8 protein-coding genes are annotated in these 17,536 nt (G+C 41.2%); 2 read left to right on the forward strand and 6 right to left on the reverse strand.

What is annotated here, in order from left to right:
• The first annotated feature begins 220 nt into the window (after window positions 1-220).
• Both GARC_RS14430 and GARC_RS14435 read left to right on the forward strand, forming a co-directional pair.
• The gene (locus GARC_RS14430) at window positions 221-1,999 is read left to right on the forward strand and encodes an ABC transporter ATP-binding protein (RefSeq protein ID WP_007621406.1); all 1,779 of its coding nucleotides are present in this window, start codon (window positions 221-223) and stop codon (window positions 1,997-1,999) included.
• Window positions 1,996-3,789, forward strand: coding sequence for an ABC transporter ATP-binding protein (locus GARC_RS14435; RefSeq protein ID WP_039989722.1), 1,794 nt, complete (start codon window positions 1,996-1,998; stop codon window positions 3,787-3,789). Before GARC_RS14430 ends, GARC_RS14435 begins: the two co-directional genes overlap by 4 nt.
• Window positions 3,790-3,868: 79 nt before the next feature.
• Here the strand turns inward: GARC_RS14435 and GARC_RS14440 are convergent, their stop codons facing one another.
• From GARC_RS14440 to recC, 6 genes are all read right to left on the reverse strand, one after another.
• A complete protein-coding gene (locus GARC_RS14440) occupies window positions 3,869-5,884 on the reverse strand; it encodes a putative bifunctional diguanylate cyclase/phosphodiesterase (RefSeq protein WP_007621409.1) in 2,016 nt (671 codons plus the stop codon).
• A gap of 291 nt (window positions 5,885-6,175) precedes the next feature.
• The gene (locus GARC_RS14445; protein WP_007621411.1) at window positions 6,176-7,783 is read right to left on the reverse strand and encodes an L-lactate permease; all 1,608 of its coding nucleotides are present in this window, start codon (window positions 7,781-7,783) and stop codon (window positions 6,176-6,178) included.
• Between the two features lie 62 nt (window positions 7,784-7,845).
• Complete coding sequence (locus GARC_RS14450; protein ID WP_007621413.1) at window positions 7,846-8,214, reverse strand: hypothetical protein; 369 nt, start codon at window positions 8,212-8,214, stop codon at window positions 7,846-7,848.
• Between the two features lie 118 nt (window positions 8,215-8,332).
• Window positions 8,333-10,315, reverse strand: coding sequence for an exodeoxyribonuclease V subunit alpha (recD, locus tag GARC_RS14455; RefSeq protein ID WP_007621414.1), 1,983 nt, complete (start codon window positions 10,313-10,315; stop codon window positions 8,333-8,335).
• Between the two features lie 7 nt (window positions 10,316-10,322).
• Entirely contained in the window at window positions 10,323-14,099 is a 3,777-nt protein-coding gene (gene recB, locus GARC_RS14460) for an exodeoxyribonuclease V subunit beta (protein WP_007621415.1), read from the reverse strand.
• A complete protein-coding gene (gene recC / locus GARC_RS14465) occupies window positions 14,096-17,497 on the reverse strand; it encodes an exodeoxyribonuclease V subunit gamma (protein WP_081587560.1) in 3,402 nt (1,133 codons plus the stop codon). The genes recB and recC overlap by 4 nt, the downstream gene beginning before the upstream one ends.
• Window positions 17,498-17,536: the final 39 nt, after the last annotated feature.

Consider the following 17,536-nt stretch of genomic DNA (forward strand, 5'->3'; position numbering starts at 1 on the left):
TCTAAGCGAACAAAAATGCCCAACAAGTCCAATGAAGCTTGCTGTGATCACGGTGGCAAGCGCAACGGTTGCGGTCGCAAGCCCGGCGTTAAAACTCAACCTATTCGCCTGCCTGCTTGGTTACTTGAGCAATTAAGTGAACAAGGAGATCCAAGACAGCTGATTATCGACGCCTGCCTTGCGAGACATCCATCGATCTGTAAACAAGGATCGGGCAGCAATGACTAAATCAAAATTCATCATTCACTATTTGCTGTTGAACAAATATTCTTATTTGTTTGCGATCCTATGTATTTTTGTGGTGAATTACCTTCAAGTAGAAATCCCACGCTACATCCAGCTTGCAGTAGATTTACTCAATCAATCAACCATTGAGTCTAAAGAGGGTTTGCTTGAAAACGTGCAGTGGGTAATAGCCCTATCGGTGGTCATGGTGGTGGTGCGAATTCTGTCGCGAATGTATTCATTAAACCCAGGACGAATTACCGAAGCGACCTTGAAAAATGATGTTTTTCATCGTTTGAATCGTTTGCCTTCTACCTTTCATGAGAAATATGCATCAGGCAAACTGATATCCATTATCAATAATGACCTCAATGGCATACGCCTGTTTTATGGCATTGGTTTTTTACAGTTGTTTAATATTTTGTTTGCACTATCTCTAACGCCTATCTGGATGTGGAGGATCTCTCCCGAATTAACTTTATACTCTGTGATCCCTATCGTTATTGCCTCTGTTATTTTCTGGCTTGGTTTTAGAAAGTTGCGAGCCTTACATTCTCAGCGGTTGATACGTTTGCAAAATTTGTCCGAGCAGTTAATGAACTACTTGTCGGGCATCGACTTGATTAAAAATCAGCAAATGGGTGATTGGGTCACAAACGAAGTGGATAAGGTTAATCGCCGTCTCTTTGATTGCACTATGCAAATAGCCAAAATTCAAACCTTCTTTATGCCTATTCTAGATTACGCCAACCATTTCATGAAAGTGCTGATTTTGGGACTGGGCGGTTATTATCTATTACAGGCAAAGCTGTCAATTGGCGAAATCACTGCATTTTTGTCCTACTCTGTCCTCCTTGCCCTACCCTTGATGCATCTAGGACGAATTGCCACGGTTTATCAAATGGGCATGATCAGTATTGATAGTGTGCAGAACATTCTCAATAACGAGGTGCCAAGTACTGATATGTTGAGAATGAGCGACGCTGAAAAGTCCTCCTTAAGAGGATCGACCCTATTGGTACAAAACCTCAGCTACAGTTACCCAAGCGCTAAAAATGAACCCAATGAGCTAGTTCTGAAAAACCTCAGTTTCACCATTGAACCCGGTGAAAAAGTAGGCGTTTTAGGCAGCATAGGTTCGGGTAAAAGTACCTTAGTAAATTGTTTGAATCATCACTTGTCACTTGAAAAGGGGCACATTTTTTGGGGTAGTAAAGATATTACACAGATGTCCCGTCAGGATTGGCGTAGCTATGTGCGCACTATTACCCAAGACCCTTTTCTGTTTTCCGATACGATTTTTGAAAATGTTAAATTCGGCGCCAATCACCAAGGCCAAGCCACGGATGATCTCGACGTGGAGCAGGTGCTCGAACTCAGCCAGTTAAGCGAAGATGTGCGCCGTTTTGGCGCCGGTGACCAAACCCTAGTGGGTGAAAAAGGAATAATGTTGTCTGGTGGACAAAAACAACGTCTGAGCATCGCACGGGCTCTACTCACTCCCAGCGACTTAATTATTATGGACAATGTGTTGTCGGCTGTGGATTACGAAACAGAGCGAACCATTCTAAAAGCAGTATTCAATCGTATTCAGGGGCAGAGTTTATTGGTGGTTTCTCACCGAGTCAGCGCGCTTGAATACATGGACAAAATTCTGGTTTTAGAACAAGGTGAAATCATCGCACGTGGTACTCACGCCGAACTACTTGGATCGTGCAGCTATTACCGCGAGACTTGGGAATTACAACAACATGAGACGGAGACCGCAGCATGATTAAATCTCCTGATCTACAGTACCTTAAACATTTCTTTCACTACGCGTCACGCTACAAAAAGACCGCTATTATTGGTTTGCTTATGATGCCGCTATCGGTGGCTGCCAACTTGTTGTTTCCATGGCTGGTGATCCAAGTGATAGATGAGCACCTCACTCCCGGTATATACGCAGGGCTGATGTTGTTGATTGTGATTATGTTAGTAGTATTAGTCGTCAATTACACTGCCGATGCCATCTACACCTACTTTTTGCGTATTACTGGTCAAAAAGCTGTTTTCGATATTCGTATGGCCTTGTTTGAGCGCATTTTAAAACTGCCCAGAACCTATTATGACAAAACACCTACGGGTGTCACATTGTCGCGATTAACCAGCGACCTTGAAGTCATAGGTGAATCTTTCGTGCTAGGTGTGTTGAGTTTAGTGAAAGATTCCATCAATACTTTAGCAGTACTGATATTTATGTTTTTTATCAACTGGCAATTAGCTTTGTTGATATTGCTGGTGTTTCCTCCTGTGTTGATGCTGACCCAGTATGTCCGCAATCGCCTGCGTGAGATGTATGCCATCACCCGCTCATCTTTGGCCAAAGGAACAGGCTTTTTACAAGAGTGTTTGTTGGGCGTGAAAACCGTACAGTTGTATGGTGCTGAAGAAGAGGTGGAGTCTAAGTATCACGGTTACACCGAAGATTTTCTAGGAGCACAATTAAAAACCAATAAATACGATGCCACCTTATTTTCAATTATTACTGGTATCACCTCCATCACTATCGGACTCATTATTTGGTATGGCTCAGGTAAGGTACTTGAGGGCGTTGTCAGCCTTGGCGTCCTAATCGCCTTTATCAATACCTTGGAAAAAGTCTTTGTACCGCTGCGTGATTTCACCTCGCAGATCGCCTCCATACAGCGCTCTTTTGCAGCCTTTGAGCACATAGAAGAACTTTTTGTGGAAGACTTAGAAGAACAAGGGCAAAAACTTTTGCCAAAAGAATCGCTGCAACACAAGCTTGCTAATTTTGAGACGCTCGAATTCAAAAATGTACGTTTCCAGTATGGCGGCGTAGGCCCATACGTTTTAGATGATGTGTCCTTCACGCTCAACAAAGGCGAACAATTAGCCTTGGTGGGCACAACCGGCTCAGGCAAGTCGACCATCATTCGTATCATGAGTAAAACCTACATGGACTACGAAGGCAGCATTCTTCTGAACGGCATTGAACTGTCGAGTATTCCCAAAGACGCAATGTTGCACTTGTTTTCACTGATGCAGCAGGACGTATTTCTGTTTGAGCAGAATATCCATTTTAATATTTCCCTTGGCGCCGATGAAATCAGCGACGACGCAGTGGTCGACGCCGCACAATACGTTTATGCCCACGACTTTATTTTGGGGCTGCCTGGACAGTACCAATTTGAGCTAAAAAATAGTGGTAGTAATTTGTCTGCGGGTCAAGCTCAGTTGATCTCTTTTGCGCGCTCAGTCGCCCAAGGCGGCCAAGTGATGATGTTGGATGAAGCTACCAGTTCAGTGGACTCAGTTACCGAAAATCTGATCCAAAAAGCCATCGGGCGTTTATTTGCGGAAAAGACCGTCATCGCTATTGCTCATCGCCTGAGCACTATTCGCCACTCAGATCAAATTCTGGTGCTTAACCAAGGTAAAATTGTAGAGCGAGGCAATCATCAGGAGTTGCTAGCAAAGGATGGGGTTTATTCTAGCTTGCTGACGGATGACGCGAATATTGAGGATGACGAAGGATTGCTATTACCTGAGAATGGCTGATAACACTTAGCTGACTAAACAATAATAAACTAGACATCCCTAGTTACTTATTCAAAATTGGCTTACCAATTGAGGGTGTTTACATTGAGGATCTAATAGTTTTTTGTTTTTCAGTTACTTTGTCTAGCGACTGCTGAATTAAATTGAACGTATTAAGCTCAGCGTACCTTAACGGTTTGCTAAAATAGTACCCTTGTAAATTATTGACTCCGAGTAGTTTAAGGGCTTCTACTTGTTCAGCAGTTTCAACACCTTCTGCCACAACGTCGAACTTTAAATCATGGGCGATATTCATTGTAGCTTGGATTATTGCCCTGCCTCCTTGGTTTAATGCTGAAATAAAACACTTATCTATTTTTACTATATTCGCAGACAGGTTTTGCAGTAAGGCCAGCGATGAAAAACCTGTACCAAAGTCATCAATAGATATCTTAGTACCAATTGCCTGAAGCTTTCTTACAACATCAATCACTTTATCTATATTTTCTGCAAAAAGTGATTCAGTTATCTCAAGGTGTAATCGCCCTGGAGATATACCTGAGCTAACTATAGCGTTTTCGACAATATCTATTATGTCGTCGTTCATAATTTGGGCAACAGACACGTTAACAGATATTGCAACATCATCGCCTAAACTCCATTCTACTGCGTCAAAGCATGCTCGCTTGAGTACCCAAGCACCTATTTCATGGATAAATCCATATTGCTCTGCAATAGGTATAAAATCGTCTGGAGCTATGTTCTTATCATCCCAACGCCAACGCAACAGAGCTTCACAAAAGGTCACGTTATTTGTTTGGCCATCAACGACAGGTTGATACACAAGGTATAATTGATTATTAGCCAGCGCATTTTCTAAGCCTGTTTTTAAGCTGCTATTGAATAGCAGCACTTCTCGCATTTGCTCAGTAAAAACTAATACATTTGAAATTTTTACTAATTTTTGTTTATACATGGCTGTGTCTGCCAAAAGTATCAAATCGTCCCCAGTACTGGCATGATCAGGATAAATTGATATACCTATGGTTGCTCCTACACCAACTGCATTGACACTCAATTCAATGGGCCGCTTAATTTCCTTAATGACCTCAGTAGCAAACAACTTTGCCTGTTCGACAGTTACATTTACCATGGCGACGATAAACTCATCCCCTCCCCATCTACAAACTTCATATTTGTTTTCAGTTATTTCACTAAGTCTTTTTGCTACTCTAGCTAACACAATATCGCCAGTTGCATGGCCATTTTGATCATTAATAGCTTTAAAACCATCCAAATCGATAAATAGTACTGCAATGCTTTGCTGCATTTTTTGAGCATTGCGAATAAGGTCGTTAATAATAGTAGAAAATGCTTTGCGATTAGCTAAGTTGGTTAATGGGTCGATATTCGAAACTCGAACCACCTCTTTAGTGCGAATATGAATAGTTTGTTCCAACATTTCATTATGTTGCTTTATTTTAAGTAAAAGCTCATCTTTATGGGTGACTAACTGCTCATTGTGATGCTTTATTTTAATAGCTTGTAATGTGAATTTTGAGGATTTTAACCCAGAAATAACCATCACCCCAGAAAAGCTGAGGCCTAACAATCCTAGAACATAATGATGGGTTTGATCTGAAGTTATGCCAAGAAGAGATATTGGGATCAGTAGAATAATAGAATAGCTAATTGAAGTGATTTTATCTGCCGCAAGAACCGTACTGCCACCGCCTGCCATCGACGAAAGAATGATAATAGTAGTTGAGAATTCAATTAACGACAGACTATCAAAAAAATATACACCATAAAAAGACCAAACCAAAGCTGTCGCTATGTTTCCTGCCCTAAATCGATATAGTTCGGCAACGCCACTCTTTAGTTCGTCGCGACCTATGTTTTTTTGCCAATAAAACCAATCGGTTAACCTAACAAAAAGGACAATCAACATAAGGATAAACCAATTTAATTTATCGTTAAATATGCCCTCATTCTGAAATCCAAACGTCATGCCAGCACTAGCCACTAGACTAATTAGTAAGCCACTCAGTAAGTCCTGATACAGAATAAATACCCTGTCACTTAATATTTCTGAATCTTCCGTGCCAGCAACCATTATTTTTAGATATAGTCCTATAAGTAGCAATAAATATTTTTATATTTGTAAAAATACCAATAGATATCGGTAATCAAATAATAAACTAAGATACTACAAGATTTGCAATCGGTATCCTGTAAATTGTTTGTTTTACGTTCTTTTTAGTTATTTATACATACTGTATTTTAAATCAGTGCCTCCATCACCCGCTAAATCACTAACAATTTTCTCAACATAATTTAGACTTTAAAGTCAGCCTATTATGGGCGAATTAATCCCCAACCAATTTATTAAGTTTAAAACATAATGTTAAAACGATAACCAAACCATAGATACGGCACCGACCATCAAACAATACATTAGCATGGGCACCATAGTTATCCTGATAACAGCGCCTTCTTTACCTGTTAATCCAACCACAGAACATGCCGCAACCACATTAACAACACAGATCATGTTACCGGCGTTTGACCCGAGCATTTGTAAAGCCAGAATAATATTTTCAGAAATATTTAAATTGTTGGCTGTCGACTGCTGTAAGTCGGAAAACATCATATTTGAAAAAGTGGCAGAGCCAGAAATAAAAGCCCCCAAAGCACCAATAAAAGCAGCAAAAAGCGGCCATGCCTGACCAAAACTATCAGCCATCATTAACGCTAACTCTTTTGGCATACTCCCTAGCGTAGAACCAGCCACATTCGAATTAATAAAAACCCTAACCAAAGGAACCGCTGCACCAAGTGTCAATGCTGTTGGCAATAACGCTTTGGTTGATTCTTTAATAGCCATGAAAGCTTGTTTATTATCCATTTTATGCAAATAAAACGTCGCAAAACACACTAAGATAAAAATAAATCCGGGTAAATATAATGGACTTATAGAATTAGAAATACCCGTATTTAAGATATCTACAAAGTTGATTTTAACGCCGTTCAACAATGACTTAAATGGCAGAAAATCCACTCGTGTCAACACCAGTAAAATGGCGGCTAATACATAAGGAGCCCATGCACGACTCATGGACATAGATATTTTCTTTTGTGATACCAGAAGTGGCTCACTGTCATCGTTTCTGTCGGCTTTAAATCCCCAGACTTTTTTAGGCACTAAAAAACCTATTTTCACCGCACTTATTACTAATACTAAACCAATGAGCCCTCCGATAATTGACGGGAATTCAGGTCCTAATAGATTCGCAACAACCCAGGCAGGAAAAATGAACGCAAGGCCGGAAAAAATTGCAAATGGCCAAAGTGCTAAACCTTCCTTATAAGATTGATTTTCACCCCAAAACCGAGTCAGAATACTGACCATTATCAGAGGAATAAATATCCCAACAAATAAATCAATGCTGATGGCTGTAGTTGCAATATCTTGTAATTGGCTTGCAGAAACTTCAGATAAACCCCGTTTAATGCCCACCAAAACTGGAGTGCCAACGGCACCAAAGGATACCGCTGAAGAGTCAGCAATTAATGCTAAAGACACCGCGGCAAGTGGATTAAAGCCCAGCGCAACCAGCAAAGGCGCACAAATGGCTGCTGGCGTACCAAAACCCGACGCCCCCTCTAAAAAACTACCAAATAACCAAGCAATAATAATGAGTTGAATACGACGATCAGGTGTTATATCCATAAAACCTTGTTTAATAACGTCAATTGCGCCACTTTGCGATAACGTTTTAAGTAAAAATATTGCGCCGAAAACAATAATTAAAATTGACGCTGCAATGAACCAACCTTCAATGATAGAAGCGGTTATTTGTACAATAGGAACATGCCAAAATAAGTAACTCATCAAGGCAGTGATAGCTAGACTAATACTCATTGCCTTCATTGCCGGCCAACGCATTATAATCAGGAAAACAAGTACAGATAAAACAGGCATTAACGCTGTTATTGTTTGTAATAATGTCATTTGAAATCCAATATTAAATAACTAAGACTTAACTGATAAATGCTTGATAAATGGCTATATGATTAATGACAAATACTTTTACCCGTCGAAAAATCCATGCCATCAAAATCAGTACAACTAAAGCCATTCTCAGATTCAGTGCATGATGGTTCTGCCCTAAGTTCCTCGCAAAGTTCTCGATTGTGCTTTTTCCAAAACATGCCATCCAAGATAATACCTAGAGCAATTAAGAATAAACCGACTAAAGCAAGGTATCTAAATTTTTCCCAAAAAAGCCCCAATACCGAAGATACAATTCCAATTAAATAACCGAGACTTATCATCAGGTAATACCCAGCAGTACTTCCAGCTAAGCCGAATATTATTCCAATTCCGAAAACAGGAATGGTTAAAATTAACAACACTAAAATAACTATGTTGATTTCTTTCATTTAGTAAGTCGCCAATTTTGTCCCTTAATTAATCTATGGCTGTCCTAAGTAGAGATGTACTTGTACGTACTAGCATAAAGGAGAGTTTTATTTACCAGTAAAGATCTCCAATCTGAACTCACCTCAACAACCTCTCTGACAAACCACTGCCCCGCACACACTGCTGCCCCAAACTTAAACTCAACGCCTTACTCTCACCAAATAACCCAAACTTCTTCTTAGCACGAGTAAGGCCAGTATAAATCAACTCCCTATTCAACCCCCTGCCCTGATTATTAGCCGTAATAGGCGGCAAACATAAATAAACCGATTCAAACTCAGACCCTTGGCTTTTATGAATAGTCATAGCGTACAAAGTTTCTAAACTAGGCAAACGACTAGGCAACAATCCTCTGAGCTCACCTTCGGGTGTCACAAACCAAACTTTGGTTAAAGCAACATTGTTAGGGTCTGGCATAACTATGCCCACATCACCGTTAAACAACTTAAGCTGGTGATCATTTTTCGATAACATAACCGGTCTGCCAACATAGAAGTCTTTGCTATTATCTATCAAGCCTTGTTTGTGCAATTCGCTCTCGATCAAAACATTTAGCTGCGTAACGCCCCAATATCCACTCTTTTGGGCGCATAACACTTGTTGTTGATGCAAATATTGAAATGCTTGGCGTAAGTCACCTTGTTGTATCGCTTGAGTGTATTGTTTATAAATAGGCAAGAGTTGCGTGATAAGTGTTTTGAGTATTTCACTAGCAACGGTCTGTGGTGAAGTTTGCGTAGGTTGATACCAATTTATGTCGCTAAACTGATCGTTATTTAACAAACTAAGGCATCGCGCAACCTGCCCTGCTTTGACCTGTTTAGCTAATTGCCCGATGCCGCTGTTTTCGCCAAATCTATGGCTTTTGATTAACCTGACCACATTGTCTTGGATAACACTTTGATCAGTCGTTGCAGTGGTAACAACTTCCAAATTAGGTACACAGAGCAACTTTGCTAAATGCTGCTGCATAGTTTCGCTATACGCCATCAAAGTAGAATCGAGACTTTCACCATTAGAGTGTTCATTTTGTAAATGCTTATCTTGAAAGTGACTGGCAGCGCAGATATCTGATAATACACTGCCGGTTTCTACCGAGGCTAGTTGGTCTTGATCGCCTAACAAAATAATCTGCGCATCTTTTGGCAGTGCTGCGAATAGTTTTGCCATTAGCGGTAAGTCGACCATTGATGCTTCATCAAGTACCAACACATCCAAATGTAATGGATGACTGGCATTGGCTTTAAAATAAGGGCTTTGTGGCTTAGCGCCTAATAAGCGATGAATGGTTTGACATTGTTCCGGCAAATTTGTTTGTAGATCAGTAGGTAATTTTTGTTTTGCGGCGCTGATGGACTCTGTCAATCTTGCCGCGGCTTTACCTGTTGGTGCTACTAATTGTATATTTAGTACTTTACCCTTTTTAGCGGCGAGCCCTTGTAATAACGCCAGCAGTTTTGTGACTGTAGTGGTTTTACCTGTGCCCGGCCCACCAGTAATAAAACTCAGTGTTTGGCTGGCAGCAATACATACCGCTATTTTCTGCCAATCGAGAGATGACTGTTGTTCTTCAAACAAATCACTTAATAAAATCTGCGCAGAAGCAAGATCCAAGTCTAGTATTTTAGCGGCTTTTTCTCTGATGATAGCCGCTAGTTGCGACTCGTATTGCCAATATCGCTGCAAATAGAGCTTGCCGTTTTGCAGCACTAGCGGTTTTGCGGTGTTTTCATCTAAGTTACTGACAGTTGCAGCCACGTTCGCGAAAGTAAGTGCCTTTTCGATATAACTTTGCAGTATTTTTGCTTCTGGGAAATGATAGACACCTGAAAATGGTTGGCCTAAACTTTCTACGTTAATACAGCTATGTTGTTCACCGGTTTGGGCGCTTACGTAAGCCGCCAACATAGTGAGGCATTCTCTATCTGAATTATCTAGAGCAGACTCTTCACTATAAACAAAATCGGCAAAGGCCATATCGATAGCGCGAATTTTTGACATCTTAAGTAGTTGCTCAAGTGCGTCTTTTAAGGCTGGATTGTTTTGCACTTGCATCAACATAGCTGGCTTACCATAAGTCTAACTGTCCTTGTTGTTGAGGCTTTTCATCAGGCTGAGGCTCTTTATTAAGCTGAGGCTCTTCATTAAGCTGAGGCTCTTCATTAAGCTGAGGCTCTGTTTTCGCCGACGGCTTACCTGAGAACAAATCATCTAATGCTTGGATCATTGATTTTTCAGGTAAAACAAAATACACACCATTGCCAGGCACTGTTTGGCTCATGCCGCGAATAAATAAGTAATAAGCGCCACCAATATGAGTGTGATAATCGTAATTAGGTAGTTTGTGTTGTAGCCAGCGATGTAAGGCTAAGGTATATAAAATCGCTTGTAGATGATAATCGTGGCCTGTCATAGCCTCTTCCATGGCCGAATAATGGTAGTTGTCATAACTATCACCTAAATGGTTAGACTTATAGTCGGCTACATAAAACTTGCCTTCAAATTCAAACATTAAGTCGATAAAACCTTTGATCATGCCGTTAAGTTGCTCGAACTGGTAGTCACGCTTGTGTTGTTTAAAATTCTGATTAATGATGCGATTGAAGTCATCCACCTTCACTTCATGCAAGGGCATGTGAAATTCCATCTCTACTTTGACTTGTTTAGCAGATAACTGCGCCAAACTTATTGCAGGTGTTTCTGCTTCAGCCGCACTAAATGGCGTAAGCAATACATCTGTTAACCAGTTTTCTAGGCAGCCATGCCATTGCTCACCAATACCAAACCAAGTGGATTGTTGGGTTATCACTTCAGCAAGTTGCTGAGGCTTTTGCAGATCAATATTTTCTAACACTCCATGTAAAAACGACCCTGCGTTAGCGCCGCGTTCAAAACTAAATGGACTTTGCGCCAGCTCGGCGTTTTGTGCTGATTGCTCAGTGATTTCTTCCCCCTGAAGAAGATTTAACACTTGGTCTTGGCCTTCATCTTGCCCCGGCGCAGGCATATCTAAATGCACTTGCTGACTACTAATGGCTGAATAGCTGGTTAAACGCCATGCCCTGTTAACCGGCTTGAGCAATTGTAAGGCTTTAAGTTGTGGCAGTTGTGTTTCACTGTCTTGTGATACAAGCCCCTGAGGTACTTCCCTTTGTACTTGTGTAAAGTGACGATAAGACAAGTCACACTTAGCCCCTAAGGCCTGAATACGTTGAGCTATATGCTGATCGCTAATGCTTAGTTGTGGATCAGTTTCAGGTTCGTCTTTGCTCGACATCAACAAACAACCTAAGGCTGATTGCCCAAAGCCTGATACTTTTTTGCTCTTGCCTAAGTTGATATTCCACACACCAATAGAGCAATAATATACAGCACGGGTAACGGCCACATAAAACAAACGGATATCTTCGGCTAAACGCTCAAAATCAGCTTTTTGGAGGTTTTGGTCTTTCAATAAAAAGTCCACTTCAAGCTGCTGTTCATCGTTGTGATACAAGGCTTGTTGCGCGGTTTTATAACTGCTAGCAAAAGGTATAAACACTAAGGGGAATTCCAACCCCTTAGAGGAATGCAAAGTGATGATCTGTACTAAATTGGCATCGCTTTCTAAACGAATTTGTTGGTTGTCGTTATTGTGATCTGGCTCTAACAAACAACTTTCAAACCAATGAATAAGCTGCGCTTCGCCTACCAACTGTAAACTTTGCTGTTGTAACAATTCGGTTAAATGACGTAAGTCGGTGACACGTCTTAAACCATCGGCTTGATGTTTAATCAAACCTTGTTCTACGTCAAAGTGTCGCAACACTTGGTTTATTGCACGGATCAAACCTTGTTTTTGCCAGGTTTGATGCCAGTAAAAACGTTGTTCCAAAACCTCTTGCCAACTTGATTCATCGTTAAACAAATTATCTAACTGCTGGGCATCAAAGGTGAATAACTCACTCATCAAGGCTGCTTTTAATAAGCGCTCATCCGTAGGTTGGCTAAGGGCTTTGAGTAATCTAAATAGGTCAACTGCAATTTGTGTAGCAAACACACTCTTGCGGGCTAAAAACACACTAGCCACATTAACCGCTGACAAAGCATTTTTAATCACTTGAGCTTCATTACGATTACGCACTAATACGCAACAATCTCCAGCTGTGATGGCACGGTTTTTTATCAGCGCTTGCTCTGTTTTGGCTAAAGACAACCAGTGAGATATTTGATTAGCCGTAGCAATGGCTAATTGCCCAGACGCTTCGTTGGCTGAAATAGGTAAGTTTTCGCTGCTGCACAAATGATTAAAGTCTAAACTCTCAACGGCTTTACCTTGCACCGTTAAACCCGCAAAATCTCGCCCTGCTTGTACCGGATAAAATGGAATACTTTGTTCGAACAAAAAGCCTTTACGGCTACTTTCAAATAACTGGTTAATGCCCTTTACTAGTTTTGGCGCTGAACGCCAGTTAGTGGCTAAGGTAAAATGCCGCTGCTTAGCAACCCAGTCTTTGGCTTTGATATACGTAAAAATGTCTGCACCACGAAACGCGTAAATCGCTTGTTTGGGGTCGCCAATCATGATCCAACAGGCTTGGCTCCCTGTTTCTGGCTCTTCTTTAGACGTGCCGTAAATACCTTGGAACACCTCAAACTGCACAGGATCGGTATCTTGGAATTCATCTATCAAAGCGACTGGGTAGTTTTGCCTAATAGTGTTGGCCAAAGCATTCGTTTTATTATCAGAGTCTGCTTGTTGATTAATAGCTCGCTGCAAACCAACCAGTAGATCGTCAGGCGATAACAAATGTAACATTTGTTTGTGAGAAGCAAGGTTTGCCGACACCACAGCCATAGCGTGTTGACTAAAGGCTAAGGTTAACTTTTGTTGGCAACCCAGTAACATGTTTTGTAGCACTTCAAACTGGCTAAAATCTAAGTGGGACAGATCCTCACTGCCTTTTTTGGCAGCCTTAGTGATTTGTTCAGGTGAGAACAACAGCCAGCCAGTCTTATCAAAATCAATTTGTAATAGATCACTTTTACAAAATGCCTGCATATCTTGTAGCGTTGGCAATTTTCCCAATTTAGCGCGGCCATTTAAGTTGGCCTTGCTGAGTTGTTGGCTGACGTCATTTGTTAACCACCAAGTTTTAAGTTTGGCAACTTGCTCGGCGTATTGATCAACACTTTTGATTGCAGCATCAATATCACAAGTTTGATGGGGCGTAGCATGTTGACTCAGCAAACGGCCAATACCTTTAAGCATGGCATCGGGTGTCGCCCAATGTTTTAACAGTAACTGCAAACTTTGCTGTGGCAGAGGCACCACATGTTTACGCCAATAATCCTCGGCCGCTAATTTTAGCCATTCACTTTCATCTAAAATAAAACTCTGTTCATACATAGCACCACTTTCAAAGGCATGCTCGGTCAGTGCTTTGTGACAAAAGCCGTGAATGGTGTACACAGCTGCTTCGTCCATTTGTTTACTGGCTAAGGCGAGTCGCTGGCAATCGAGTTCAACATTGTCACTTTGATCAATAAGCTGTTGTATAAAGGTGTCTTGGCTAGCTTTAGCAAAAAAGTCTAAGTAGGCCTGGCGCAAACGCTGGCGAATACGCTCTTTTAATTCACCTGTGGCGGCATTGGTAAAAGTAACCACTAATATTTGCTCAACGCCCAAAGGCGCGCAGCCATGGCCGAGTAACAAACGAATATACAAATTGACTATGGTGTAAGTTTTACCCGTGCCTGCACTGGCTTCAATCAGCGATACACCAGACAAGGGAAAGGTGAGCGTATCTAGTGGTTGCATCGACGTTGATTGGACTGTAGCGATGTCATTAGGTGTAAGATTCATTTGGCTTCACCTAATGCAACAAGAGGTAAAAGTAACACTTCAGCTATTTGGCTAAAGCCTTCAAAATGTTCGCCTAAATCAGGGCAAACCCTTTGAATGTGGGCTTCACCGCCCTCGCCTGCAGCAAAGTCATTGCCTATAAAAGTGCTTAAGGTTTTGTTTATATCTTGAGTGCTTACCCATTGCCAAGCGGCTTCGGGGTAAAAATGTAATATTTGATCGGCACCACGCTGCCAATGCTCAAGCCAAATAGCTAATTGCTGCTTGGCTTGTTGTTTTTCTATGACAGGCAATGAATACAATTTTTCGGTGCTTATAAAATGGGCCTGACTGAGTCCCGTTTTACAACCATTGGCGCACAAACAAAGCCATTGTAAATACAAGGCTATGCGATCTTTAGCCCTGAGTTTTCCGGTTCGCCAGAGTATTAAGTCTTGGCCATAAAGATTAGCTACACGACCTAATAAAGTGATGTCATCAAACCGCAATTCAATATCCACACTTTGTGATGTGTTAATCGATTGACTCAACTGAGTAATTTGTTGCGCTAAGTCGCTGCTTTGTTTGTTTAATGGTCTAAGTGCTAATTCACCCGTTTGCCCTACTGGTAATTTGCCCTCGGCTCTTAATTTATTTAATAATCCAAAGCTAATATTTTGTTGCTCGTCGAGCTGTGCCGCTGCAATGTCTGGATCTTCGCTAAGGGCCATAGCAAGAGTGTGTTGAACCAATCTTTCGTTTACTTGGTATCTGTCGAGTCCATCAAATGCAAAAGGTTCTTCATCGCTATTTTGTTGGCCTAGTGGGTAAAAACGGGTTTGCCAACGCTGAATAAAAAACGCTTTAGCGGGGTTTTGGAAAAACTGTATCAATGTTTCAAGCTCTAGCTGAGTTGATTGCTCTAAAGATTGAGTCAAAGGGGCGCTATTAAACTTCAATGCTAGCGAAGCTTGCTGCAATTGCTCGGCAATATTTTGTTGTTTTTGATTAAAGCTTAAAAAAGACTCAGGTTTGTTATCAGCTACAGCAGTCTCAAAGTAAGCCTGATTAAAAGGCTGTAATTTATGTTTAGCCGTTAAGTGCGCAAGTAGATTTGCCTCGGTATCTTCTACCTGCAACCCCAATTCACCATTCAAACAAAAACCTTGTTGGCAATATTCCAGTAATTCACTGAGTAAAATTGAAGGAGCCATGAGACTATTGTCTTTTTGACTAAACCCTTGATAGCTAAAATACAGTTGTTCTCTGGCCGACAATAAGGCTTCTAAAAACAAATATCTGTCATCTAACCTGCGAGATCTGTCGCCACGTTTAGCAGGTGCCAAACGCATTAAGTCAAATCCCATGGGCACACTTTGCCGTGGATAATCGCTGTCATTCATGCCCAACAAACACACCATTTTAAAGGGGATACTTCGCATCGGCATCAAAGTACAAAAATTCACATAACCCGCTAAAAATCGCTGGCCTACGCCGGTTTCCTGAATGTTTTGCTGTAATTCACTCACAAACACATCTTGATCAATCTCATCTGTATATTGCTGGCTGTGAACTAACATTTTTTCGAGGGTTTCTCGAAGGATCAACATATCCGACTGTTCAGTTTCATCGGCATCGTACAACTCAGATAACAACTCGAGGGATTGCTCGACTTTTTGCTGAATGTTTTGTGACTGCTGGCAAAATGCCAATACTTTTAACAGTGCGCCGGTAAACTGATAACACTTACCTAAAGCCACAGCTTGCTGACCTTCTATATCAGCATAAGCCGAAATCAATTCTTGTTTGCCTTGGTACAGCTCTGTGCTTGCCATGGCATAACCGGCTAACAATCGCTGCAAACCAAACACCCAAGTATTTTGTTTTTCAGCAGGCAGATCCCAACGTTGTTTATCTTGTTCGTTCCAACCCCAGCGCACACCTGCATCGGTTAACCAATGTTGTAATAACTCAAATTCTTGGGGATCAATCGCAAATTTGCGCTGCACCGCAGGCACTTCAAGCAAAGACAATACTTCAGATAAAGTTAAGCGGCTTTGATGTAATTTCATCAACTGCAAAAAACTGCTTAACAAAGGTGAGACTTGACCCACATTACGGTCTGATATGGCATAAGGAATAGCCAACTTATGATCTACCGCACCAAATACACCTTCAATAAAAGGCGCGTAAGTGGCGACATCAGGCATCATCACAATCACATCACCAGGGTGCCAATCGGGATTGTCGTTAAAACGTTTTAATAATTGATCGTGAAGTATCTCTAGCTCACGTACTTTTGAATGACAAGCATGCACTTGTAAAGAGTGGTCTGATGCAGCAATTTCAACTTTTGGATAAGTTTTGCCGTTAGATAACAACTCACTAGCATCTAGTTCATCTGCAGTTGCTCTAAACTGTAAGTTGTTCACATCAGACTGAATATGCTGCAGTAAACATTCAGGTTGAATATCGATAAAGCAGTCTTGTTGCTGCAAGTCTAGGCCAAGTAACATATCTTGGTAATCTCGGCCTAACTTGCCCCAAGAAGCAAGCAATGGATTACCAATATCTAAAAACTCGACACCGGCTAATTCTGTATTATCTATGGCTTTAAGCTGGGCTTTGGCCTGAGTTTTTTTATCAACAATATCGCCCCAATAATGCTGACTTGGGTTAAACCAAAATATCAACACATCTCGGGTTTCAGCCAAGGCACTGAGTACTTCTAGCTGCTGCATCGGCATAGCTGAAATACCAAACACCATAAGTGGTTTTTCAGCTTTAGCGGCATTGTTCGCAGTATGTAATGCTTCAAGCAAAGTGTGATGTAAATTGGCTCTATGAAAAGGTGATTCACCTAAGGCCTCACTATTGGTAACCAAAGCACGCCATAAAATAGGCTGCCATGGGTGAGATTCACAGATACTTTTATCATGGCTATCAGGAATATCATTATGACCCGCTTCCCAATGTATGATCCAATCGGGTCGATAAACCAAATATTGATCGTACACATCAGCAATTTTAGCTGCTAGTTGATACAACTTAAGAGGTTGTGAATCCGACAAATATTGTGCAATGGCGGCAAATTCAGCTTGCTCAAGCATAGTGGGCAATATCGACATGAGTTTCCATGACATATTGGGCTTAGTAAAGGCTGATTGATCAGGCAGGTCTTGAATATGCTGTTGGTATAATTGCCAAATAAAACTCGACGGCAGTGGGAAGTCAATATTCGCAGCTATACCTAGTTTTTCAGCTATTTGAATTTTTAACCACTGGGACATGCCTGGGCTTTGTACCAATATTTGATCTGAATCAAATACCGAACTGCCCTGACCTGCCGTTTCTTGCAAACAGCTGATTAAACTCTCAGCTAAGCATTCCATTTTGTTTGACTGAACCAGATAGAGCATAAATAAGGTATGTTTCTTGAGCCGAAGGATGTAGAGTTT

This window comes from Paraglaciecola arctica BSs20135 (genome assembly GCF_000314995.1).
In the GTDB taxonomy this organism is placed as follows: Bacteria; Pseudomonadota; Gammaproteobacteria; order Enterobacterales; family Alteromonadaceae; genus Paraglaciecola; species Paraglaciecola arctica.

Excerpts from the sequence above, each read along its gene's own strand:
- recC (WP_081587560.1), bottom strand. The coding sequence starts at position 17,497 with ATGCTCTATCTGGTTCAGTCAAACAAAATGGAATGCTTAGCTGAGAGT.
- GARC_RS14445 (WP_007621411.1), bottom strand. The coding sequence starts at position 7,783 with ATGACATTATTACAAACAATAACAGCGTTAATGCCTGTTTTATCTGTA.
- GARC_RS14450 (WP_007621413.1), bottom strand. The coding sequence starts at position 8,214 with ATGAAAGAAATCAACATAGTTATTTTAGTGTTGTTAATTTTAACCATT.
- recB (WP_007621415.1), bottom strand. The coding sequence starts at position 14,099 with ATGAATCTTACACCTAATGACATCGCTACAGTCCAATCAACGTCGATG.
- GARC_RS14430 (WP_007621406.1), top strand. The coding sequence starts at position 221 with ATGACTAAATCAAAATTCATCATTCACTATTTGCTGTTGAACAAATAT.
- recD (WP_007621414.1), bottom strand. The coding sequence starts at position 10,315 with ATGTTGATGCAAGTGCAAAACAATCCAGCCTTAAAAGACGCACTTGAG.
- GARC_RS14440 (WP_007621409.1), bottom strand. The coding sequence starts at position 5,884 with ATGGTTGCTGGCACGGAAGATTCAGAAATATTAAGTGACAGGGTATTT.
- GARC_RS14435 (WP_039989722.1), top strand. The coding sequence starts at position 1,996 with ATGATTAAATCTCCTGATCTACAGTACCTTAAACATTTCTTTCACTAC.